Here is a 22565-nt window from a genome sequence, read left to right on the forward strand (position 1 = left end):
GTAGTAGCGGGGAATGTGGCCTCATGGTTCATCTCAGGGGCGGTGTTTGAGCCGGTATGGTGCTTCATGCCATGAATCAGGACGACCGACTGGGACCGTACCGTCTGCTCCGACGGCTCGGTGAAGGCGGCATGGGCGTTGTCCATCTCGCCGTCGACCGGCAAGGCCGGGAGGTGGCGGTCAAGGTCCTGCGTGCCGAGGTCGCCGGCGACGACGTCGCCAGGCGGCGGCTCGCGCGCGAGGTCGAGACCATGCGCCGGGTGCGCAGCGAGCACATCGCCGAGGTGGTGGACGCCGACGTCACCGGCCACCGGCCGTACATCGTCACGCGTTACGTGGCCGGGCAGGCCCTCGACGACGTGGTCAAACAAGACGGACCGTTCGATCTGGCGGCGGTGCTGAAGGTCGCCGGGGGCGTCGCCTCCGCGCTGGCCGCCGTGCACGCGGTCGGCGTGATCCACCGCGACCTGAAGCCGGGCAACGTGCTGATCCTGGACGGCGAGCCCGTCCTCATCGACTTCGGCATCGCGCAGGCGGTCGACGCGACCCGGCTGACCCAGACGGGCATGTTCATCGGCACGCCCGGCTACCTCGCTCCGGAGATCATCGAGGGGCAGGAGGCGGGGCCCGAGGTCGACGTGCACGCGTGGGCGGGCACCATGCTGTTCGCGTGCAGCGGCCAGCCGCCGTTCGGCAAGGGCACGCTGGAGATGATCTTCTACAACATCACCGCGGGCCGGGCCAACGTGGACGCCGCTCCCGCGCCGCTCCAGCCGTTGCTGCGGGCGGCGATGCAGCGCGATCCGGCCAAGCGGCCGTCCGCCGCCGAGCTGGCCGAGCAGGTCGCCCGGCTGATGCACCGGACCGGTACCCGCCCGCGGCGGCCCGACGAGATCACCACGGTGCCCGAGATGGACGCGGTGAGCCGGTCCGACAGTCAGTCCGGCAGCCGGCCCGACAGTCGATCCGGCAACCGGCCTGACAGCAGGTCCGACTCGGAGGCTCCGACTCCGGCGGTCGGGCCCTCCCGATCCCAGATCCCCGGCGTCGGCCTGCCACCCGGCCAAGTCCCGTCCACCCAGGGCCACCCGGCGGCCCCGGTCGATCCCCGGCGCCCCGGCTCACCCGCCGACGCGGGGCGGCCCGGCGGCGACAAGGAAGAATACGTGTCGCTGCTCGGCGAGCAGCCGCCGCCGGGGGCCGCCGACCCCTGGCCGACCCGGCGAGTGACTCCCGAGGAGCTCCGCCAGGCCCGCGAGCGCGCGCAGTCGCCGGCCACCGGGTCCGGACCCTCATGGGACGTCGCGACCCAGGCCGACCTGTCGGCCGCGCCGTCCCAGCAGCGGTCCCGGCCCGAGCCGCCCGCCCGGGACGGCACAGACGCCTCCGCGGGCCCCTCACAGCCCTGGGACGTGCGCGCCCAGGCCGACGGGGCGGCGCAACCCGCCCAGCGGCCCGGCCAGAACCCGGCGCGGCGGCAGGGGCACGGCCCGCCGGTGCCGCCCGGCCGCCCGGCGTCGAGCGACGGCGACATCCCGACCCAGCGGGTCCGGCCGAACGAGATTCCCGAGTACATCCGCAACCAGCCGGCCGGTCCGTTCGGCCTGCCGGCGCCGAACTACGGCGCCGGCCAGCCCGGCCAGGCCTACGGCGGGCAGCCGCAGGCCGCCACGCCGTACGGGTCCGGCTACGCCGCGCCGTACCCGCCGCAGGTCCAGGCGGGTTATCCCGGACAGGAGAAGCAGGCCAAGCCGGGGCGTCCGGGCCAGGAGGGTCCCGCGCAGCAGGGCTACCCGCAGCCGCCGAACATGGGGTTGCAGCGGTCCAAGGCGTACGGCGTGGCGAGCGTCGTGCTGCTGGTCATCATGGCGGCGCTGACGATCCTGGCGCCGATGATCGTGGTGGTGCTGGCGATCCCGCTGGTGGTCGTGCTGCGGGCGGCCGACCTCGCGCAGCCGCAGTTCGGCGGCAGCCGCCCGGCGGGGGCCGCGGCGCTCGACGTCATCCGGGTCCTCTCCCAGCCGGCCGCGCTGGTCAGGTCGGCGGGCATCACGCTGGCGCTGGTGCCGTACGGGCTGATTCTCGGCCTGCCCGTGACGCTGCTGTTCACCGTGCTGGTCCGGAGCATGCCCGTGGCGAACGCGTTGAGCTGGGGCACGGCGGTGGCCCTGGTGACCATTGCCGCCGGACCGGGAGTGGAGGGCCCCAGCCGCCAGATGCGCAGGACGCTGGCCTCGCTGGCGCCGGCGAGAAACGTGATCATTGCAGTCGTCGGAGTCCTCGCGGCGGTGGCCGCGCTGATGACCGTGCTGGCGGTCGGCACCCTTGGGGAGGGAGCCAGGGCGCAGTGGGCGCCGATCAGCGTCGACGCCGTGGAGACACGACTCGATGACCTACGAAAGAAGGCTGATCAATGAGCTCGGGGGAGACGCAGGCACCGGAGAGGGCAGGCCCGTACCGGCTGATCCGCAAGATCGGCGAGGGCGGCATGGGCGTGGTCCACCTCGGGATCGACGACGAGGGACGGGAGGTGGCCGTCAAGGTCCTGCACCCGCACGTGGCCGCCGACCTGAAGGCGCGCGATCGGCTCACCCGCGAGGTCGAGACCATGCGCCGGGTGCGCAGCCCGCACGTCGCCGAGGTCCTCGACGCCGAGCTGACCGGCCCCCAGCCGTACATCGTCACCCGCTTCGCCCCCGGCAAGACGCTGGAGGAGACCGTCCTCAGCGACGGCCCCCTGGCGGCTCCCGAGCTTCTGCGGCTGGCCAGGGGCATCACCGCCGCCCTGGTCGCCATCCACGCGGCCGACGTGATCCACCGTGACTTCAAGCCGTCGAACGTGATCCTCATCGGCGGTGAGCCGCTGGTCATCGACTTCGGCATCGCCCATCTCGTCAACGCCACCCGGCTCACCCAGACCGGCATGTTCGTCGGCACCCCCGGCTACCTCGCCCCCGAGATCATCAGGGACAGCGAGATCACCCAGGCGGCCGACGTGCACGCGCTGGCCTCCACGGTCTTCTTCGGCGCGACGGGCAGGCCGCCGTTCGGCACCGGGTCCTTCGAGGCGATCTGCTTCAACATCATGAACGGTCACGCGCAGGTCGACAAGGCGCCCGCGTGGCTGCGCAGTTGGTTGCGTGCGGCACTGCAGGTCGACGCGTCCGCCCGGCCCACCGCGCAGGAGCTGCACCGGATGGCGCGGGTCCTCGACCCCACGCTGACCTCCTTCCACGAGACGCCCCACGAGGCGACCAAGGTCTACGGCGAGACGCAGGTGCTCGACGCCGACGCGCCGGCGCGCAACGGCACCCGCGTGCTGACGCACGACGACTCCTTCTCCGACCTGCTGCCTCCGGTGCAGTACAACCAGCCGGCCAAGCGCAAGGAGCGGGAACGCCCGGCCCGTCCCCAGCCCAGGCGGGCCTCCGCCGCGCCGCCGCCCGCGCCGCCGGCCGTCCAGGCTCCGCCGTACACGCCCGCGCCCTATCCCGACCAGCGGGTGGCGGGCCCGCCGCCGCAGCCGACGGGTCAGCCCAGGCCGTACGCGCCGCCGCCGCAGCCCAAGCCGTACACTCCGCCGGCCGAACGGCAGGAGCGGCCGCCCTACCGGGTGGGCCATCCGCTGCTCGGGGCGTTGCTGCTGGTGCTGCTCGTCGCGGGGGCGTGCGCGCTGCCGGTGGCCGTGAGCGCGATCGCGATCGTCGCGGTGCTGTGCCTGCGGGTGGGGGAGTACCTCTTCGGTGATCTCGCCGAACGTCGCAAGGTCCGTGGCAGCAGTGGCGCCGATCCGGTGCTCGCGGTGCTGGGCACGCCGTGGGCGCTGATCAAGGCGTCCTTCGCGACGCTCGTGCACGTGCCGCTGGCCGCGATGTTCGGCATGTGCGTGTGGGGGGTGCTGGCCTACGGCGTGGGGCTGACCACCGACGGGGCGGCGGCCTACGCGGCGGGCGCGTTCACCGGCGGGCTGTTCCTGCTGCCGGGCGGTGGCAAGCCGCGCAAGGCGGTCGCACGCGCGCTCACCGGGGTCGTCAGGAGTCCGGGCGCCGCCATGGTCGTCGCGATCGTGCTGGGCGTGCTGGCGTTCTTCGCGGTGCTGATGGCGATCGGCACGCATCCGTCGTTCGCGCCGTGGCGACCGCCGTCCGTGGTGATAGACGATGTGACGAACGCCTTCCGCGAGCGCACCGACGCCGCCTCCATGGGCGTGGTCGATCTGGTCACCGGCCTGGTCGACGATCTGCTCAGCAGCCTCGGACTCGGATTCCTGACCTTCTGGTCCTGATCACCGCGTCGGATCGTTTTCCGCCCGGCCGGAAGGCCGCGCTCACGTGCGGATCGCGTGCTTCTGAGGCACGATGAGAGCAGGAGACGGAAGGAGAGGCATGGGGGCACCGGCCGAAGAACAGCTCGGCTCCTATCGCTTGCTCTCGCTCATCGGCGCCGGGGGGTTCGGTGCGGTGCATCTGGCGCTCGACGCCCAGGGACACACCGTGGCCGTGAAGATCCTTCACCCGCATGTGGCCGGCGACGCCGGGGTGCTCGCCCGGCTGGCCCGCGAGGTCGAGACCATGCGCAGGGTCCGAGGTCCGCATGTCGCCGAGGTGCTCGACGCGTCGCTCACCGGCGATCGTCCCCACCTGGTGACCCGATACATCCAGGGCCGGCCGCTGAGCACGCTGGTCGCCGCCGACGGTCCGGTCGAGGGCGACGCGTTGCTGCGGCTCGCCAGAGGGCTGGCCGCCGCGCTGGCCGCGGTCCACGGCGCGGGTGTGATCCATCGTGATCTGAAGCCGGCCAACGTGATCGTGGCCGACGGCGAGCCCGTGGTGATCGACTTCGGCATCGCCTTCGCGCTCGACTCCGCCGCCGTCACGGTCTCGGGGGCGGTGCTCGGCACGCCCGGCTATCTCGCGCCCGAGGTGATCGAGGGTGTGGCGACGGCCAAGTCGAAGGCCGAGGCCGACGTCTTCTCCTTCGCCGCCACGCTGGCCTACGCCGCCACCGGCCGCCAGCCGTACGGGGTGGGACCGCCGACGGCGGTCGCCTACCGGGTGGTGCACCAGGAGCCCGACCTCGACGGGGTGCCCGACTGGCTGGCGCCGTTGCTGCGCGAGTGCCTGGCGCGCGATCCCGCGGTGCGGCCGACCGCCGTGCAGCTCTGTGCCCGTCTCGGGGTCGCGAGCACGGCCGTGCCGGTGCCGGACGCGACGGTCGTGGGCGAGATCCCGGTGGTGCGCGACGACGACGGGGTGCACGCGCTGCTGACCCGCGAGGTGGGCCGGGCGACGCGTCCCGCCGGGCGGCTGTCGCCCGACGAGGCGCGGGCCCGGCACACGGCGAAGATCCGCACCCGGTGGGTCATCGGTTCGGGGCTGGTGGCGGCGCTGGCCGCGGCGGCGGCGCAGCAGCCGTTGCCCGAGGTGTCGTTGCTGGTGCTGGCGATCTACACGTGCGGGGTGCTCGTCGACGCGGGCATCGGGCTCTTCTCACGGGCGGGGACCCAGCGGACGCGGGTGCTGGTCGACGTGGGCAGCGGCGTGGGTACGGCGGCGCTGTGGTTCCTGCTGAGCGCCGCGTTCAGCACGCTGACCCTGGTGCTCGCGCTGTCCACCGTGTTGTTCGTGCTCGTGGTGCTGGTCGTGGCGGGCTGAGGAGGGCCGCCCGCCCTCTCCGGAATATAGTTCGGTATTGTTGGCGGCGTGGGACTGATCAGGAGGTTTGCGCGCAAGCTACCGGTGGGTAACATTGCGGCGGGGGACCAGGGTGACACCATCCACCCGGGCCACCCACTGTCGACGCCCAGCCGGGCACCTGGCAGTCTTTACACCACGTGTACGTGCCCCACGTGCACGTGCCTAGCATCCGGCGCCGGCCGCAGGAAAGCGGTGGCGCGCGTGAACCACGGGAGGTCGGCCACCGGCCATGAACATCGTCGTCTGCGTGAAGCAGGTCCCCGACACGGCGACCGAGCGCAAGCTGAGGTCCGATGACAAGACGCTCGACCGCGATGCCGCAGACGGCGTCGTCAACGAGCTCGACGAGTACGCGGTCGAGGAGGCGCTGCGGCTCAAGGAGGCTCATGGGGGTGAGGTGACCGTCCTCACCATGGGTCCTGGCAGAGCCACCGAGACCATCCGCAAGGCGCTCGCGATGGGGGCCGACAAGGCCGTCCACCTGAGCGACGACGCGCTGCACGGCTCGGATGCGCTCGCGACCTCCTACGCCATGGCGCAGACGCTGAAGAAGATCGGGTTCGACCTGGTCATCCTCGGCTCGGAGTCCACCGACGCCCGCACGGGCGTGCTCGCCGCGATGCTGGCGGAGCGCCTGGGCACCCCGCAGCTCACGCTGGCCAACAAGGTCGACGTGGACGGCACGGCCATCGCGATCCAGCGGGTCACCGACTACGGCTTCGACAAGGTGGAGGCCACGCTGCCCGCCGTCGTCTCGGTGGTCGAGAAGATCAACGACCCGCGTTACCCGTCCTTCAAGGGCATCATGGCGGCCAAGAAGAAGAAGGTGGAGACGCTCGGCATCGCCGACGCCGAGATCGCCGCCGAGCTGGTCGGGCTGGCCGGCGCCTGGAGCGAGGTGGCCGAGTTCGCCGCCGCCCCGCCGCGCGCCGCGGGCACGATCGTCAAGGACGAGGGCGACGGCGGCACGAAGACCGCCGACTTCCTCGCGTCGAAGAAGTTCATCTAAGAACGGGGGTTTTGCTGATATGTCGGAAATACTCGTTCTTGTCGAGCATGTCGACGGCGAGGTCAAGAAGGTCACCCTTGAGCTGCTGACCCTGGCCCGCTCGCTGGGCACCCCGGCCGCGGTCTGGGCGGGTCCCGGTTACTCCGGCGACGCCAAGGCCAGGCTGGCCGAGTACGGCGCGGAGAAGATCTACCTGGCTTCCGGCGACGACCTGGTCGGCTACGTGGTCGCCCCGAAGGCCGAACTGCTGGCCACGCTGGTGGCGGAGAAGTCCCCCGCCGCCGTGCTCGTCGCCGCCACGGCCGAGGGCAAGGAGATCGCGGGCCGCCTGGCCATCAAGACCGACTCCGGTGTGATCACCGACGCGGTGGGCCTCGCCGACGGCTTCGTCGCCGACCAGTCCATCTTCGGCGGTGGCGTCAACGTCAGGTCCCGCGTCACCAAGGGCACCCCGATCGTGGCGGTCCGCCCCAACTCCACCGCCCCCGAGGCCTCCTCGGCGGCGGCCACCGAGGAGGAGGTCGGCTTCACGGTGTCCGACGCCGCCAAGGGCGCGAAGATCGTGGAGCGGGTCAAGCAGGAGAAGGGCGCGCGCCCCGAGCTCACCGAGGCCGCGATCGTGGTCTCCGGTGGCCGCGGGGTCGGCTCGGCGGACAACTTCGCGATCATCGAGAAGCTCGCCGACTCCCTCGGCGCGGCCGTCGGCGCCTCACGCGCCGCCACCGACGCCGGGTGGTACCCCCATCAGTTCCAGGTCGGCCAGACGGGCAAGACCGTCTCGCCGCAGCTCTACATCGCGGCGGGCATCTCCGGTGCCATCCAGCACCGCGCGGGGATGCAGACCGCCAAGACGATCGTCGCGATCAACAAGGACTCCGAGGCGCCCATCTTCGAGCTCGCCGACTTCGGCGTGGTGGGAGACCTGTTCCAGGTCGTCCCGCAGCTCGCGGACGAGGTCGAGAAGCGCAAGTAGGCCGGGCGGATGAGGTGGGGCCGGCGAGGATGCCTCGCCGGTCGACCACCGAGCCGGTCTGCGGAGGTCGGGCCGGCGGGCGTGCACAGGTGCCCTGCCGGTCGACCTCCGGACGATTCACCGGTCGCCGCCTTCGACGCGGCCGGTGACGTCTGCCCCCAGTCCTGCGGTCGCGCCGACCGCAGGCTTCGGCGCTGGGCCTTCTCCTGTGCGCCCCTCGTTCCGTGGAGCAAGGGACGCCGTACGGATTCGGTGCTGCTCGCCGTACGTTTCCGGTCGTCAGGCGGCCATCAGTTCCTTCTCCTCGGGGTGGGACGGGGTGGCGGCCGCCGTACGGGTGCGGGGGAGGAAGCGGGTGGCCAGGGTGATCAGGACGCCGAGTACGACGGCGGTGAACATGGCCGTGCGCAGCGAGGCGTGTTCGGACAGGTAGCCGATCACGACCGGGCCGAGCAGCAGCCCCGCGTAGCCCATCGCGCCCGTCTGGGCGATCGCCGGGCCCGGGGAGTCCGTCGCGGTGCCGGCCAGGGACATGGCCATCGGGGAGATCGTCGCGACCGCGATCCCGACGAAGAGCATGCCCGAGATGGCCACCTGCGGCGCGGAGGCCGTGATCACGATGGCGAACGTCGCCGCCGTGCCCAGCCCGGAGACCGCCATCAGGCCAGCCGCGCCGAACCGGGCCCGCAGCCGGTCACCGGCGAGCCGGCCCAGCAGCATGCCCGCCTCGAAGATCGGGTAACCGAGCGCGGCCAGCGCCTCGGGCGCACCCAGGACGTCACGCAGGAACAGGCCGTTCCAGTCGGCGACCGTGCCCTCCACCATGAACGCGCAGAACGCGATCACGCCGAGCAGGTACACCACCGGCGGCATCCGGCGACGGGCACGGGTCCCGTCCGCCGCGAGCACGACCGGAGGCTCGGGCAGATAGGTCCGCCCGACGAGGACCAGCAGCGGCAGCGCCACCACCGCGACCACCGACAGATGCACGCCGTACGGCAGGCCGAGGGCGATGGCGAGCGTGCCGAGGAGACCCGCGGAGATCGCGCCGACGCACCAGCCGGCGTGCATGCCGTTCATCAGCGGCCTGCGGGCGGCCCGCTCGACCGCCGACCCCTGGGCGTTCATCGCGATGTCCACCGTGCCGAAGGCCATGCCGAACAGCGCGGCGGTGAGCAGCGCCGTCGGGAAGCTCGGCGCGACCGCGAGCAGGATCAGCGAGACGGCGCACAGCGGCCCGCCTATTCGCAGGACGGCACGGCTGCCCGCGCGGGCCATCACACCGCGCATCGACTGCATGGTCACCAGTGCGCCCACGCCCCAGGCGAGCAGCAGCGTGCCGACCGACGCCTCCGTCAGGCCCAGCCTGTCGGAGAGCGCGGGGATCCGTACGGTGAAGGTGCCGCACAGCAGGCCGGCCAGGACAAAAGTGAGGATCGCCCCCGCATGGGCGGTCCTCAGGGCGCGCGTCATCGCTCTTTCCTTCCAAGAAGTTTCGAGAGTGTGGGCGTTGGGAAAACAGCATCAGGTTGCCCCGACCGGCGTAGGCCGGAAGGGGCGACCACCAGAGGGGTGTCAGGCGAGCAGCGTGAGCAGCCGTCGCTCCAGCTCGCCGAGGTGCTCGGCCGAGTGGAGGTCGGGGGCGTGCGAGCCGACATCCCAGATGCCCTCGCAGGCCAGGCGCACGATCTGCGCCGCCATCGGATCGGGCTCGTCGTCGAGCCCTTCGGTGTGCCAGCGGGTCATCGCCTCGCGCAACGGCTCCAGCAGCGAGGGGTCGCCGGCCGCGCCGGTCACCACCGCCCACCGTCTCAGCCGCCCGCTCCGCACTGCCGCGAAGGTGGCACAGATGTAGCGCCGGGTGTAGGACTCCTGCTTCTGCTCGGCCATCAGCTCGTCGAAGTCGGCGATCAGCCGCTCGACCATGGCGCGGATCAGGGCGTCCTTGTTGCTGAAGTGATAGAGAAGACCACCCTTGCTGACTCCCGCCTCATCGGCGACGGCCGCGAGTGTGAGCGCGTGCCCGCCCTGATCGGCGAGCAGTCGCTCAGCCGCGTCCAGGAGCTCATCTCTTCTCACCAGGGCACTATACCGTCCGGACGGTACAGTAGCAAGCCTGGCGGTTGGCGTTCTCGCAAGCGCGGCTACGCTTGGAAAATCGTGTACTGGAAGGAGGGGAGTGCGGCCTTGGAGCCCGCTTATCTCGACCATGCGGCGACCACGCCAATGCTTCCCGAAGCCATCGAGGCGATGACCGCTCAGCTCGGCAGAGTCGGCAACGCCTCCTCGCTGCACGCCGCCGGCCGGCGAACCCGCAGGGTGGTCGAGGAGGCACGCGAGGCGCTCGCCGACGCCCTCGGAGCCAGGCCCAGCGAGGTCGTGTTCACCTCGGGCGGCACCGAGGCCGACAACCTCGCCATCAAGGGTCTGTACTGGGCGCGGCGCGCCACCGGTGCCACCCGCGTGCTGGTCAGCGCGGTCGAGCACCACGCCGCGCTCGACCCCGCCCACTGGCTCGGCGACCGGCAGGGCGCGAGCGTCGAACTGCTCGACGTCGACGAGTTCGGCAGGGTGCACCCCGACACGCTCAGGGCCGCCATCGAGCGCGACCCGGGCAACGTCGCGCTGGCCAGCGTGATGTGGGCGAACAACGAGGTGGGCACGGTCCAGCCGGTCCACGCGCTGGCCGCCGTCGCCCACGAGCACGGCGTCCCCTTCCACACCGACGCCGTCCAGGCGGTCGGCCAGCTCCCCGTCTCCTTCTCCGCCGCCGGGGTCGACGCGCTCACCCTGTCAGGTCACAAGGTCGGCGGCCCGATGGGCGTCGGAGCCCTGCTGCTCGCCCGGGGCGTCGACCCCGTGCCCGTGCTGCACGGCGGCGGCCAGGAGCGCGACGTGCGCTCGGGCACCCTCGACGCCCCCGCGGTCGCCGGCATGGCCGCCGCGGTCCGCGCCGCCGTCATCGGCCGGGAGGAGCACGCCAAGCGGCTCGCCGCCCTGCGCGACGACCTGATCCGCCGGGTCCGCGCGGCCGTCCCCGACGTGGTCCTCAACGGCGACCCCGTCGACCGGCTCCCCGGCAACGCCCATTTCTGCTTCCCCGGATGCGAGGGAGACGCCCTGCTGATGCTGCTCGACGCCAAGGGCGTGGAATGCTCCACCGGCTCCGCCTGCTCGGCGGGCGTCGCCCAGCCCTCGCACGTGCTCCTCGCCATGGGTGCCGACGCCGCCACCGCCCGCGGCTCCCTGCGCTTCACCCTCGGCCACACCTCCACCCAGTCCGACGTCGACCGCCTCGTCGAAGTGATCGCCCCCGTCGTCGAGCGCGCCCGTCGCGCCGGCCTCAGCTGACGAACCACCCTGATCAGCCGAGACGCTCGCTTCGGCCGCCGGGTGATCGATCCCTGTGGTGGGGCGCGTCCGTGTCGGCCTGCGGGTACGGCGCTGCCTGCGGGTACGGCGCCGCCCGTCTGGGATGGCGTCTGGGCGGACCACGGTCGAGGAACGCCGTTCGGCGGTGCGAGGCCGGCGTCGAACCTGTCACGACGGTGCCAGCCGAGGAATGGCCACGGTGTCAACTGAGGGACCAAGACGGTGTCAGCCGAGGAACGGCCACGGTGTCAGCTGACGGGACCACGACAGTGTCAGCTGACAGGTCGGACCTCGACGGAACGCGCTCACGTGATCATCGCCATCAGCTGAGGAACGGCGAGACGGCGCTCCAGGTGGGGTCGGCGGCGATCTCGACCTCCGGGTCGCCCTCCTTCCAGCTCGCGGCCAGCTTCTTCGCCTGGGTGGCCGTCTCGCTCGTGGGATCGGCGTAGAGGTGCATCACACGGAGGCTCTCGGCGCTGAGGTGCGCGGCGAGCACGGCGCTGCCCTCCAGCAGGCGGAGCCGGCTCGCGAGCCGTTCCTCGAAGCCGCGCAGCGCCTTCAGGGACGCTTCCGCGGGCAACCCCTCGGCGTCGGCGTGCGCGTACGGCAAGGCGATCGCGATGTGCTGATCGAACAAGGGATGGTCGACGGGGCGCAGCGGGTAGCGCACCGTGGCGATCAGCCTGGAACCGCCCGCGGTCTGGCCCTCCATGAGAGCCCACTGCTCGCCCTCGAAACCGGAGGCCAGGTCGGCCACCACACTGGGCAGGAAGGCCGCCGCCACCGCGTCGATCGGCGGGAACGCCGCCGCCGCGATCTCGCCGACCCAGCGGGCCACCTCGTCCTCACCGAGCACCCGGTCGAGGGCCAGCAGGGTGGCCTCCACCCGGGCGTCCTCGTCGAGCAGCGTGTAGATCGGGTGGTAGGCGGTGACGTCGACGCGCGGCTTGCCCCTGGGCACCCGCAGCCCGAGCACCAGGTGCTCGACGTCGACGTCGTAGCCGTCGAAGTCGAAGGTCAGCTCCCCGGCGCGCGGGTCGGCCTGCCGGGACGGGTGGAACTCCCAGGCGGCGTCGGCCGGCGGTGCGGCCCTGGCCCATCTGTGCGCCAGCGCACGCAGTTCGGGGTCGCCCGCGGCGGTCACCACGAGGGCCCGCCGGGCGGTGCGCCCGGGGCCCACCTCGCAGACCAGCGCCGGGTTGATCGACTCCACGGCGGGCCTGATCCGGCCGGCCGGATCGGCTGCCTCCCCGGCTTCCCCGAGCGCGTCAAGCTCGGGTCTGGCCTCCTTCCACCACGCCCAGAACTCCTCGATCCCGGCCGCTTGGGGATCCGCGTCTTCGCTCTTGCGGCCGAACAGTCGCATGGACCGGCATTCTCCCAGCCCCGGCACCCGCACGCCAACGCGGAACGGCACGCGTCGTGCGTCGTGTCCTCTCACCGCCGTCCTCTCACCCCCCTCTCACCGACGGCTTCGCGACGGGAGGAAGCCGGCCGTAGCGCGTGATCGGCCCTCGTGGTGGCGTACCGAGGCGGGGTCGACTGGGCGCGGTCCTTTGCGTGTCTTGTCCGGATCTGCGTACTGGTGCGGGGGTTCTCGGATCCGTGTACGGGTGCGCGGCGGCCGGGTGAGGCTGCGAGTGTCCCGGAGGCGGGTAGGCTCGAAGCGTTATGGGTCTTCGAGTGCTTGCCGCCATGTCGGGCGGCGTCGACTCCGCCGTGGCCGCCGCGCGCATCGCCGAGGCGGGGCACGACGTGACGGGCGTGCACCTCGCCCTGTCCGCGAATCCGCAGTCCTACCGGACCGGCGCGCGAGGGTGCTGCACGGTCGAGGACTCGCGGGACGCCCGGCGAGCGGCCGATGTGATCGGCATCCCCTTCTACATCTGGGACATGGCCGAGCGGTTCCACCGCGAAGTGGTCGAAGACTTCGTGAACGAGTACGCGGCGGGCCGTACGCCCAATCCGTGCCTGCGCTGCAACGAGAAGATCAAGTTCGAGGCGGTGCTCGACCGGGCGCTGGCGCTGGGGTTCGACGCGGTCGCGACGGGGCACCACGCGCGCCTCGACGACGGCGTGCTGCGCCGCAGCGTCGACGAGGGCAAGGACCAGTCGTACGTGCTGGGCGTGCTCACCCGCGAGCAGCTCTCGCACGCGATCTTCCCGCTCGGCGGGTCCACCAAGGCCGAGGTCAGGGCCGAGGCCGCCGAGCGTGGGCTGGCCGTGGCCGACAAGCCCGACAGCCACGACATCTGCTTCATCGCCGACGGCGACACCCGGGGCTTCCTGGCCGAGCGGCTCGGCGCGGCCGAGGGACCGATCATCGACGCGTTGTCCGGCGAGGTCGTCGGCAACCACCAGGGCACCTTCGGGTTCACCGTCGGGCAGCGCAAGGGCCTGCACATCGACCGCCCGGCCGCCGACGGCCGCCCCCGATACGTGCTGTCGATCGAGCCGGTGTCCAACACGGTGACCGTCGGCCCGCGTTCGGCCCTGGAGGTCACCTCCGTCACGTGCGAGCGCCCGGTCTGGAACGGCCCGGTCGCCGAGCTGCGCGAACAGCGGTCCTGCATGGTGCAGCTCCGCGCGCACGGCGAGGTGTACGGCTGCCGCGCCCAGCTCTCCGGCGAGACCCTGCACATCGAGCTCGACTCGCCCGCCACAGGCGTGGCCGGCGGTCAGGCGGCCGTCCTCTACGACGGTGACACGGTGATCGGCTCGGCCACGATCGCCTCAGCCGCCTGAGCCGGCTCGACCATTCACCACGGGGACCGGCGCTCAAGGACGGTGAGCGGCTCGGCTGTTCGTCATCGGGGTGGCCGGTGGTCAGGCGGCGGTGGTTAAAGACCGAGTTCGGCTCGGCCTTCCCGTCACTGGGATGACCGCTGGTCAGGCGGTCCTCAAGGATGGTGAGCGGTTCGGTTGCCGACGGCTCGGCCGTCCGTTACCGGGGTGGCCGGTGGTCAAGGATGGTGAGCGGTTCAGCTGGATCGTCTGGGATGGCTGGGCCTTTGCGATGGCGGTGTGGCGATCGTCCAGGTGGTCGTCAGACCGTGACCGATTCGCCCACGGCGAGGCGGCGCATCTCGGCCTTCTGTTTGCCGGCCTCCATGTCGAGCCAGTTGTCGACCAGCTTCAGACCGAGTTCGCTGTAGAGGGCGTCGTGGGTCGAGTAGGCGCGGGCGGGTCGTACGTCGCGGAGGTAGCCGATCACCTCGGAGACCTTCAGCCAGGGCGCGCCCGTGGGCACGAGCAGGGTGCCGATCTCGGTGCCCGGCGGGGTGAAGGCGTCGCCGGGGTAGAAGACATCCTCTTCCACCAGGAAGCCGACGTTCTGCACGACGGGCACGTCGGGCAGGTTGTGCGCGTGCCACTCGCCGACCACGTCCACCCGGAAACCGGCGGTCTCGAAGCCGTCGCCGTGCCGTACCGTCTGGACCTTGGCCGTGACGTCGCCGAGCTGGGCGGCGACCGCCTGGCAGGTCCAGATCTCGACGTCGGCGGGGAGCCGGGCGAGCCGGCCGGGCTCCAGATGGTCGAAGTGCTCGTGCGTGATGAGCACGGCGTCCGCCCCGTCGAGGGCCGACTCCTCGCTGAACGCGCCGGGGTCGATGACGAGCACCCTGCCGTTCTGCTCCAGTCGCACACAGGCGTGTCCGAATTTGGTGAGCTCCATGGGTCATACGCTAGCCGGGTGAGCGAGTATCCCTGGAGTGACGCGGCGGCGACCGGTATCGGGTCGCACCCTGGCGAGGACCACCACGAGGCCCTGCGGGTCGTGTTCGGCGAGTTGCCCGCCCTGCCGTACCTTCCGGAGTTGCCCGGGCGTGGCGTCGGCGCCGACACGGTCGGGCGGAGCGCCTCGCTGCTGGTGGAGTTGCCCGTCGAGGTGCAGCCGTCCGGGTGGCGGTTCGCCGACCGGCCGGGCCGCGACGCGCGCCGGGGGCGTGACCATCTGATCAGGGACCTCGACGGGCTGGAGGAGTCGGCGCAGGGGTACGCGGGGCCGCTGAAGATCCAGGTCTGCGGGCCGTGGACGCTGGCGGGGTCGATCGAGCTGCGCTACGGCGACAAGGCGCTCGCCGACGAGGGCGCGGTGCGTGACCTGGTGGCGTCGCTGGCCGAGGGCATCGCCGAGCACGTCGCCGACGTACGGCGGCGCGTGCCCGGTGCGAGCGCCATCGTGCTGCAGATCGACGAGCCGGGCCTGCCGGGAGTACTCGCGGGTTCTGTGCCCACCGCCTCGGGGTTCGGCCGCCTGCCCGCCGTCGAGCCGCACGTCGTGGTGGAGCGGCTGAGCACAGTGCTGAGCGCGGCGGACGTGTTCCCGATCGTGCACTGCTGCGCGCCGGGCGTGCCGTACGGCGTGCTGCGCCAGGCGGGGGCGAGAGGTGTGTCGCTGGACGCGAGCCTGCTGCGGCGGCGGGACGAGGACGCCATCGGTGAGACGGTGGAGGCCGGGATCGCGCTGTTCCTGGGTGTGGTGCCCGGTGTGGACACCCGGCTGCCCGACGTCGGGGTGGTCGCCAAGCCGGCGCTGGAGTTGTGGCGCAGGCTCGGGTTCCCGCCCGCGACGCTGGCCGGGCAGGTCGTGCTGACCCCGGCGTGCGGGCTGGCCGGCGCCTCGCCCCGCTACGTCAGGGACGCCCTTGCCAGGTGCCGCGAGTCGGCCGTCGTGCTGCGGGACGATCCGGAGGAGCGGTAGTCGTCGCGTCGTGCCGATCCCCGGAGCGCGGGGGCGGCGGGGTAAGGGAACCGTCAAGAAACGCTCGGGTGAGCCGTGCCCGTTCTCGGGGTGAACCGGGGAGTTCGTCCTGCGGATCGGGACCGCGCTCGGCCCGCGAGCCGTCGTCCCCGGTGCCGGAGAGGTGCTCCCCGACCGTGAACAGGGGTTCCCAAGGCGGCCGAATGTCGGTGGTCGGCGATAGCGTTCTCCCTGGGTGAGTAGAGGGGAGTGGGTCGATGAGCGCCGAGGTCGAAGGTGTTCCGGTGGCGGCTCTGGAGCGGCACGCGACGCTGACCGAGCTGATCGACGAGGCCAACTGGCGTTACTACGTGCACGACGCGCCGACGGTCACCGACGCCGAGTACGACGGGTGGATGCGGGAGATCCACGACCTGGAGGAGGCGCACCCGAGTCTGCGTACGCCCGAGTCGCCGACGCAGCGGGTCGGCGCGCCCGTCTCGACCGAGTTCACCCCCGTCGACCACCTGCAGCGGATGGAGAGCCTCGACAACGCCTTCAAGCAGGAGCAGCTGGCCGCCTGGCTGGCACGGGCGGAGAAGCTGGCCGAGGGCGACGCGGGGCCCTACCTCTGCGAGCTGAAGATCGACGGCCTGGCGATCGCCCTCGTCTACGAGAAGGGCCGCCTGGTCAGGGCGGCCACCCGGGGCGACGGCGCCACGGGTGAGGACGTCACGCCCAACGTCCGCACGATCGACGGCGTGCCCCACCGGCTGAGCGGGCCCGACGTGCCCGACCTCATCGAGGTGCGGGGAGAGGTCTTCCTCACGATCGAGGGCTTCAAGCGGCTCAACGAGCAGCTCGTCGAGGCAGGGAAGGCGCCCTTCGCCAATCCGCGCAACTCCGGGGCGGGCTCGCTGCGGCAGAAGGACCCGAGGGTGACCGCCCAGCGGGATATGCGGATGATCACTCACGGGGTCGGGGTCTGGCAGGGCGGTGGCGGCGCGCCGCAGACCCAGTCGGCGGTCTACGGGCGGCTGCGGGAGTTGGGCCTGCCGGTCAGCGAGCTCTACCGGGTGGTGGACGATCTCGCCGGCGTCGCAGACTACATCGAGTACTACCGGGAGCACCGCCACGACCCGGCCTACGAGATCGACGGTGTGGTGGTCAAGACCGACCGCATCGCCGTACAACGCGAGCTGGGGTCCACCAGCAGGGCGCCCCGCTGGGCGATCGCCTACAAATACCCGCCGGAGGAGGTCAACACCAAGCTGCTCGACATCCAGGTGGGGGTGGGCCGCACCGGCAGGGTCACGCCGTACGCGGTGATGAAGCCCGTGATCGTCGCCGGCTCCACGGTCGAGCGGGCCACCCTGCACAACGCCACGGAGGTCGCCCGCAAGGGCGTGCTGATCGGTGACACGGTCGTGCTGCGCAAGGCGGGCGACGTGATCCCCGAGATCGTCGGGCCGGTGGCCGAGCTGCGCGACGGGTCCGAGCGGGCGTTCGAGATGCCGACGCACTGTCCGGGGTGCGGCACCGAGTTGCGGCACATGAAGGAGGCGGATGTCGACATCCGCTGTCCCAACGCCAAGTCGTGTCCCGCGCAGCTCCGTGAGCGGTTGTTCTTCGCGGCCAGCAGGAAGGCGTTCGACATCGGCGCCTTCGGCGAGGTGGCGGCGACCGCGCTCACCCAGCCGCTGCCGCCGGAGCAGCCGCCGATCCGCACCGAGGCCGACCTGTTCGACCTGACGATGGAGCAGTTGCTGCCGATCAGGACCGTGGTCCGCGATCTCGACACCGGCCTGCCCAAGACCGATCCGGAGACCGGGGAGCAGACTGTCGTCACCCTGTTCGCCAATCTCAAGGGCGAGCCGAAGAAGACGGCGGAGACCCTCCTGGCGGAGCTGGAGATGGCGAAGCAGCGTCCGTTGTGGCGGGTGATCGTGGCGCTGTCGATCAGGCATGTCGGGCCGAAGGCGGCGCAGGAGCTCGCCGCCGAGTTCCGCGACCTCGGCCGGATCCTGGAGGCGACCGAGGAGGAGATCGCCGAGGTCGAGGGGGTCGGCCCGACGATCGCCGCCTCCATCAAGGAGTGGTACGCGGTCGACTGGCACCGGGAGATCGTCGATCGCTGGCGGCGGGCGGGCGTGCGGATGACGGAGGAGCCGCCCGCGGGCCAGGGGCCGCAGACCCTCAAGGGCCTCACCTTCGTCGTCACCGGCACGCTGGAGGGATTCACCCGCGACTCGGCCGGCGAGGAGATCACCAGCCGTGGCGGCAAGGTCGCCGGGTCGGTCTCGAAGAAGACCAGTTTCGTGGTGGCGGGGGAGAACGCCGGGTCGAAGTACGACAAGGCAGCCCAGCTCGGCGTGCCGATCCTCGATGGGGACGGCTTCCGGGTGCTGCTCGACGAAGGTCCCGAGGCGGCTGCCGAGCTGGCCGTCAAAGTCTGATATTTCCGGTAGACACCCTGCGTGATCTGATGCCCCCGATTGCCGGGGCGCGAGCACGGTGTGTGACCATTGTCAACTCAACAGTGATGATCGCGGCAAATCGCCAGTGACGCAACGTACCCAAACGGTTTCGCGAAGTGGCACAAAGGTCGTACTCTCCCATAGTGACCTCCTGGGGGTTTCGTTACTCATGACCGACCCGACCGATACACGCGATACCGGACCTCGCATCGGCTCACCCCTGTGGGCCTATCTAGCGGGCGTCACCACGATCGGCTTCACCGTGCTGATCGTGGCCTTGCTGGTCCTCAGCGCAGACGAGCTGACGGGCCTCGCCGCGATGCCGCTGTTCTGGGTGATCGGTGTGCTGGTCGTGCTGGGTGAGCTGCGCCCGGTCGTCGTCTCCTCCTCCGCCGTGGTCGGCGGCACCTATCCCTCGGCCATGTTCGCCTTCGCGGCGCTGCTCCACTACGGGCTCTCCGTCGCGGTGCTGCTGCAGGCCGTGGCCGTGGTGGTGAACGGCGTGGTGACCAGGAAGGCGTGGCACCGGGTGATGTTCAACATCGCCCAGGTCACCCTGGCCGGTACGGCGAGCACGGTGGTGCTCGGACTGTTCGACATCCGGCCGGGTCCCGTCACGCCCTGGGTGCCCACGGGCGGCGACCTCCTGGCGATCTGCCTCGCCGGCGGCGCCTACTTCGTGGCGCGCGCGATGCTGGTGTGCGCGGCGGTGGCGCTGCACGAGCGCCGCTCCATGTTCCGGGTGATCAGGACCACGATCGCCCACCAGAGTTTCGTCTACGCGGGGCTGCTCGGCCTCGCCCCGCTGGTCGTCGTCGTCATGGCGCACACCCCCGCCCTGGTGCCCCTCTTCGTGGCGCCGCTGGTGGCCGTCTACTTCACCGCCACCCTGTCCATGCGCCGCGACCACCAGGCCATGCACGACGGCCTCACCGGGCTGCCGAATCGCAAGCTGCTGGTGCTGCGCACCGAGGAGGCGCTCGAGGAGTCGCGCGGCGCGGAGCGGGTGGGGCTGTTCCTGCTCGACCTCGACCGGTTCAAGGAGGTCAACGACACCCTCGGCCACGCGGTGGGCGACCGGCTGCTGCAGATCGTCGCGCACCGCCTCACCCACAGCGTGCGTCCGGGCGACGTCGTCGCCCGGCTGGGCGGCGACGAGTTCGCCGTGCTGCTGCCCTCGATCAGGGACGCGGTCGCCGCGCGCGAGGTGGCCGCCAGACTCCGGGTGGCGCTCACCGAGCCGGTGCGCCTGGAGGGGATGACCTTCGACCTCGACGCCTCCGTGGGCATCGCGTTGCATCCCGACCACGCCCCCGACTTCGAGCTGTTGCTCCAGCGCGCCGACGTGGCGATGTACCTCGCGAAGGAAGGCCGCACCGGCGTGGAGCTCTACGTCGCCGGCAAGGACCGCAACTCGCCCGAGCGGCTGCATCTCCTCGGTGACCTGCGGCGTGGCCTCGACGCGGGTGAGCTCACCCTGCACTACCAGCCCAAGGTCGGTCTGGGCACCGGGCGAGTGGTCGGGCTGGAGGCGCTGCTGCGCTGGCGGCACCCGGTCCGCGGGATGATTCCCCCTGACGACTTCATCCCCCTCGCCGAGCAGTCGTACCTGATGCGCCAGCTCACCCAGTACGTCATCGACGCCGCGCTCGAACAGGCCGCCCAGTGGTGGCACGCCGGCCTGCGCACCCCGGTCTCCGTCAACGTCTCGGCCCGCGACCTCCTCGACAACGCCCTCCCCGAACGCCTCGCCGCCGGGCTGACCCGTCACGACCTGCCCCCGACCGCCATCCAGCTGGAGGTCACCGAGCGCATCCTGATGACCGACCAGGCGTACACCGCGGACACCGTCAGGGCGCTCGCCGCGCTCGGCGTCCCCCTCGCCCTCGACGACTTCGGGACCGGCTACTCCTCCCTGGTCAGGCTCCAGCGTCTGGCGGTCTCCGAAGTCAAGATCGACGCCTCGTTCGTGCGTCGGCTGGGCGAGTCCGGCGACGCCGACCGCATCGTGCGCTCCATCGTCGACCTGGTCCGCTCGCTCGGCCTGCGCTCGGTCGCCGAGGGAGTGGAGACCGACGAGGTGGCCAGGTCGCTGTCCGCGATGGGCTGCGACGTCGGCCAGGGCTGGTGGTTCTGTGAGGCCATGCCGTCCGCCGACGCCACCCTCTGGCTGAACGCCCGCCGTTCCCTCCTCGCCCCGGCCCAGGGGCCGCTCGGCGTCTACACCGCGGCGGGCCCCAAAGCCGCCGGCCTGCCGGACGACCTGGCCATGGTCGACACCAGAATGTAGGAGCGCGCTGGCGGGGTGCGGGCTTCAGCCCGGTGCTCGCCGAACGGCCGGATGTCCGCACCTTCGGACTCCGGGACCGGTACGGCGAGGCCGGATGGCGACCCGTCGGGTGGACGCGCGCGCCGAATGGCGGCTCCGGCGTCGATGTCCGCGCCGGCGGGTGCGAGGTGACGCTGTGCGGTCGGCGTGCTTATGCGTTCGGCTGGGCTGGGGGGAGCGCCCTAGGATGGCAGTGTCCAATCGCCATTGATGAAACGGGTTAAACGACTCATGTCCGCCATAACCCGCGACGAGGTCGCACACCTGGCCAGGTTGTCCCGGCTGGCGCTGTCCGACGACGAACTCGATCACTACGCCACGCAGCTCGATGTGATCATCGGTTCTGTCGCCCGGGTGGCCGAGATCGCCGCTGAGGATGTCCCGCCGTCGTCGCACGCGTTGCCGCTCACCAACGTCTTCCGCCCTGATCAGGTACGGCCCGGCCTCACACCGCAACAGGCGCTCTCCGGCGCTCCGGCCGTGGAGGACGAACGCTTCCGCGTCCCGCGCATCCTCGGGGAGGAGGCATGAGCTTGATCCACAAGAGCGCCGCCGAACTGGGCTCGCTGATCGGCAGCGGAGAGGTCTCCGCGGTCGAGGTCGCCCAGGCCCATCTCGACCGCATCACCGAGGTCGACGGCAAGCTCCACGCGTTCCTGCACGTCGGCGCCGAGTCGGCGATCGAGCAGGCCCAGGCGATCGACGACCGGATCGCGGCGGGCGACGACCTCGGCCCGCTGGCCGGCGTCCCCATCGCGCACAAGGACGTTTTCACCACCATCGACATGCCGACCACGGCCGGCTCGAAGATCCTCCAGGGGTGGCGCCCGCCGTACGACGCGACGGTGACCCGCCGGCTGCGCGCGGCCGGGCTGGTGATCCTCGGCAAGACCAACCTCGACGAGTTCGCGATGGGCTCCTCCACGGAGAACTCGGCGTACGGCGTGACGCGCAACCCGTGGGATCTGAGCCGGGTCCCCGGCGGTTCCTCGGGCGGGTCCAGCGCCGCGGTCGCCGGATACGCCGCGCCGCTGTCCACCGGCACCGACACGGGCGGCTCCATCCGTCAGCCGGCTTCCGTCACCGGCATCGTCGGCATGAAGCCCACCTACGGCGGTTCGTCGCGGTACGGGCTGATCGCCTTCGCCTCCTCCCTCGACACGCCGGGCCCGTTCGCCCGCAACGTGCTCGACGCGGCGCTGCTGCACGAGGCGTTCTCCGGACACGACCCGATGGACTCCACCTCGATCGACGCTCCCGTTCCCGGAGTCGTCGAGGCGGCCAGGCAGGGTGACGTGGCGGGGCTGCGGATCGGCGTGGTCAAGGAGTTCGCGGGCGAGGGCTACCAGCCGGGAGTACTGGCCCGGTTCCAGGAGTCGGTCGAACTGCTCGAATCCCTCGGTGCCAAGATCGTAGAGGTCTCCTGCCCGTCGTTCACCACCGCCCTCCCGGCGTACTACCTGATCGCGCCCTCGGAGTGCTCCTCCAACCTGGCCCGCTTCGACGCGATGCGGTACGGCCTGCGCGTCGGCGACGACGGCACCCGCAGCGCCGAGGAGGTCATGGCGCTCACCCGGGCCGCCGGTTTCGGCCCCGAGGTCAAGCGGCGCATCATGCTCGGCACCTACGCCCTGTCGAGCGGCTACTACGACGCCTACTACGGCCAGGCCCAGAAGGTCCGCACCCTCATCGCGCGCGACTTCGAAGCCGCCTTCCACCAGGTGGACGTGCTGGTCAGCCCGACCACCCCGACCACCGCCTTCCCGATCGGCGAGCGCGCCGACGACCCGATCGCGATGTACCTCGCCGACCTGTGCACCATCCCGGCCAACCTCGCGGGCAACGCCGCCATCTCCGTCCCCTGCGGCCTCGCCGACGAGGACGGCCTCCCGGTCGGCCTGCAGATCATGGCCCCGGTCCTCGGCGACGACCGCTGCTACCGCGTCGGCGCCGCCGTCGAGCGGGCCCTGGAAGAGCGCTGGGGCGGCGGCCTGCTGTCCAAGGCGCCCACGTTGTAAACCG

At 71.6% G+C, this 22565-nt stretch carries 16 protein-coding genes; 12 read left to right on the forward strand and 4 right to left on the reverse strand.

All coding sequences use genetic code 11. The features are described from left to right. The first annotated feature begins 71 nt into the window (after positions 1-71). From MBA17_RS14120 to MBA17_RS14140, 5 genes are all read left to right on the forward strand, one after another. Complete coding sequence (locus MBA17_RS14120; RefSeq protein WP_274385401.1) at positions 72-2417, forward strand: serine/threonine-protein kinase; 2346 nt, start codon at positions 72-74, stop codon at positions 2415-2417. Next, positions 2414-4285, forward strand: a complete 1872-nt coding sequence (locus MBA17_RS14125; RefSeq protein WP_238496889.1) for a serine/threonine-protein kinase — start codon at positions 2414-2416, stop codon at positions 4283-4285. The genes MBA17_RS14120 and MBA17_RS14125 overlap by 4 nt, the downstream gene beginning before the upstream one ends. 100 nt (positions 4286-4385) lie before the next feature. Beyond that, on the forward strand, positions 4386-5654 hold the full coding sequence (locus MBA17_RS14130; RefSeq protein ID WP_238496890.1) for a serine/threonine-protein kinase: 1269 nt from the start codon (positions 4386-4388) through the stop codon (positions 5652-5654). Between the two features lie 271 nt (positions 5655-5925). Beyond that, complete coding sequence (locus MBA17_RS14135; RefSeq protein WP_238496891.1) at positions 5926-6705, forward strand: electron transfer flavoprotein subunit beta/FixA family protein; 780 nt, start codon at positions 5926-5928, stop codon at positions 6703-6705. Positions 6706-6724: 19 nt separating this feature from the next. Continuing rightward, entirely contained in the window at positions 6725-7678 is a 954-nt protein-coding gene (locus tag MBA17_RS14140; RefSeq protein ID WP_238496892.1) for an electron transfer flavoprotein subunit alpha/FixB family protein, read from the forward strand. A 279-nt stretch (positions 7679-7957) separates the two neighbouring features. Here MBA17_RS14140 and MBA17_RS14145 read toward each other — a convergent pair whose 3' ends face one another. Both MBA17_RS14145 and MBA17_RS14150 read right to left on the reverse strand, forming a co-directional pair. Then, entirely contained in the window at positions 7958-9151 is a 1194-nt protein-coding gene (locus MBA17_RS14145) for an MFS transporter (RefSeq protein WP_238496893.1), read from the reverse strand. 102 nt (positions 9152-9253) lie between these two features. Beyond that, entirely contained in the window at positions 9254-9757 is a 504-nt protein-coding gene (locus tag MBA17_RS14150; protein WP_238496894.1) for a TetR/AcrR family transcriptional regulator, read from the reverse strand. Positions 9758-9865: 108 nt separating this feature from the next. Between MBA17_RS14150 and MBA17_RS14155 the strand changes: the two genes are divergently transcribed. Beyond that, the gene (locus MBA17_RS14155) at positions 9866-11029 is read left to right on the forward strand and encodes a cysteine desulfurase family protein (protein WP_274385402.1); all 1164 of its coding nucleotides are present in this window, start codon (positions 9866-9868) and stop codon (positions 11027-11029) included. A gap of 343 nt (positions 11030-11372) precedes the next feature. On the opposite strand, the gene MBA17_RS14160 is transcribed toward MBA17_RS14155, so the two are convergent. Then, positions 11373-12419, reverse strand: a complete 1047-nt coding sequence (locus MBA17_RS14160) for a DUF695 domain-containing protein (RefSeq protein ID WP_238496895.1) — start codon at positions 12417-12419, stop codon at positions 11373-11375. Between the two features lie 305 nt (positions 12420-12724). On the opposite strand from MBA17_RS14160, the gene mnmA reads away from it, so the two are divergent. Next, positions 12725-13798 carry a tRNA 2-thiouridine(34) synthase MnmA gene (gene mnmA, locus MBA17_RS14165; RefSeq protein ID WP_238496896.1) on the forward strand — a complete coding sequence of 358 codons (1074 nt, stop codon included), beginning with the start codon at positions 12725-12727 and terminating at the stop codon, positions 13796-13798. A gap of 301 nt (positions 13799-14099) precedes the next feature. Here the strand turns inward: mnmA and MBA17_RS14170 are convergent, their stop codons facing one another. Continuing rightward, positions 14100-14729 carry an MBL fold metallo-hydrolase gene (locus tag MBA17_RS14170; protein ID WP_238496897.1) on the reverse strand — a complete coding sequence of 210 codons (630 nt, stop codon included), beginning with the start codon at positions 14727-14729 and terminating at the stop codon, positions 14100-14102. Positions 14730-14747: 18 nt separating this feature from the next. Here MBA17_RS14170 and MBA17_RS14175 point away from each other — a divergent pair, with 18 nt between their 5' ends. The 5 genes from MBA17_RS14175 to gatA all read left to right on the forward strand — a co-directional run bounded on the left by MBA17_RS14175 (position 14748) and on the right by gatA (position 22561). Next, positions 14748-15758: a methionine synthase gene (locus MBA17_RS14175; protein ID WP_238496898.1), complete on the forward strand. Its 1011-nt coding sequence runs from the start codon at positions 14748-14750 to the stop codon at positions 15756-15758. Between the two features lie 257 nt (positions 15759-16015). Then, positions 16016-18193, forward strand: coding sequence for an NAD-dependent DNA ligase LigA (gene ligA / locus MBA17_RS14180; protein ID WP_238496899.1), 2178 nt, complete (start codon positions 16016-16018; stop codon positions 18191-18193). A gap of 190 nt (positions 18194-18383) precedes the next feature. Next, a complete protein-coding gene (locus MBA17_RS14185; protein ID WP_238496900.1) occupies positions 18384-20504 on the forward strand; it encodes a putative bifunctional diguanylate cyclase/phosphodiesterase in 2121 nt (706 codons plus the stop codon). Positions 20505-20774: 270 nt separating this feature from the next. Further along, positions 20775-21074: an Asp-tRNA(Asn)/Glu-tRNA(Gln) amidotransferase subunit GatC gene (gene gatC / locus MBA17_RS14190; protein WP_238496901.1), complete on the forward strand. Its 300-nt coding sequence runs from the start codon at positions 20775-20777 to the stop codon at positions 21072-21074. After that, on the forward strand, positions 21071-22561 hold the full coding sequence (gene gatA / locus MBA17_RS14195; RefSeq protein WP_238496902.1) for an Asp-tRNA(Asn)/Glu-tRNA(Gln) amidotransferase subunit GatA: 1491 nt from the start codon (positions 21071-21073) through the stop codon (positions 22559-22561). The genes gatC and gatA overlap by 4 nt, the downstream gene beginning before the upstream one ends. The last annotated feature ends 4 nt before the right edge of the window (positions 22562-22565 follow it).

The sequence above is a fragment of the Dolomitihabitans soli genome (genome assembly GCF_022213955.1).
Taxonomy (GTDB): Bacteria; Actinomycetota; Actinomycetes; order Streptosporangiales; family Streptosporangiaceae; genus Streptosporangium_A; species Streptosporangium_A soli.

Excerpts from the sequence above, each read along its gene's own strand:
- MBA17_RS14120 (WP_274385401.1), top strand. The coding sequence starts at position 72 with ATGAATCAGGACGACCGACTGGGACCGTACCGTCTGCTCCGACGGCTC.
- MBA17_RS14125 (WP_238496889.1), top strand. The coding sequence starts at position 2,414 with ATGAGCTCGGGGGAGACGCAGGCACCGGAGAGGGCAGGCCCGTACCGG.
- MBA17_RS14130 (WP_238496890.1), top strand. The coding sequence starts at position 4,386 with ATGGGGGCACCGGCCGAAGAACAGCTCGGCTCCTATCGCTTGCTCTCG.
- MBA17_RS14135 (WP_238496891.1), top strand. The coding sequence starts at position 5,926 with ATGAACATCGTCGTCTGCGTGAAGCAGGTCCCCGACACGGCGACCGAG.
- MBA17_RS14140 (WP_238496892.1), top strand. The coding sequence starts at position 6,725 with ATGTCGGAAATACTCGTTCTTGTCGAGCATGTCGACGGCGAGGTCAAG.
- MBA17_RS14145 (WP_238496893.1), bottom strand. The coding sequence starts at position 9,151 with ATGACGCGCGCCCTGAGGACCGCCCATGCGGGGGCGATCCTCACTTTT.
- MBA17_RS14160 (WP_238496895.1), bottom strand. The coding sequence starts at position 12,419 with ATGCGACTGTTCGGCCGCAAGAGCGAAGACGCGGATCCCCAAGCGGCC.
- mnmA (WP_238496896.1), top strand. The coding sequence starts at position 12,725 with ATGGGTCTTCGAGTGCTTGCCGCCATGTCGGGCGGCGTCGACTCCGCC.
- MBA17_RS14170 (WP_238496897.1), bottom strand. The coding sequence starts at position 14,729 with ATGGAGCTCACCAAATTCGGACACGCCTGTGTGCGACTGGAGCAGAAC.
- ligA (WP_238496899.1), top strand. The coding sequence starts at position 16,016 with ATGAGCGCCGAGGTCGAAGGTGTTCCGGTGGCGGCTCTGGAGCGGCAC.
- MBA17_RS14185 (WP_238496900.1), top strand. The coding sequence starts at position 18,384 with ATGACCGACCCGACCGATACACGCGATACCGGACCTCGCATCGGCTCA.
- gatC (WP_238496901.1), top strand. The coding sequence starts at position 20,775 with ATGTCCGCCATAACCCGCGACGAGGTCGCACACCTGGCCAGGTTGTCC.
- gatA (WP_238496902.1), top strand. The coding sequence starts at position 21,071 with ATGAGCTTGATCCACAAGAGCGCCGCCGAACTGGGCTCGCTGATCGGC.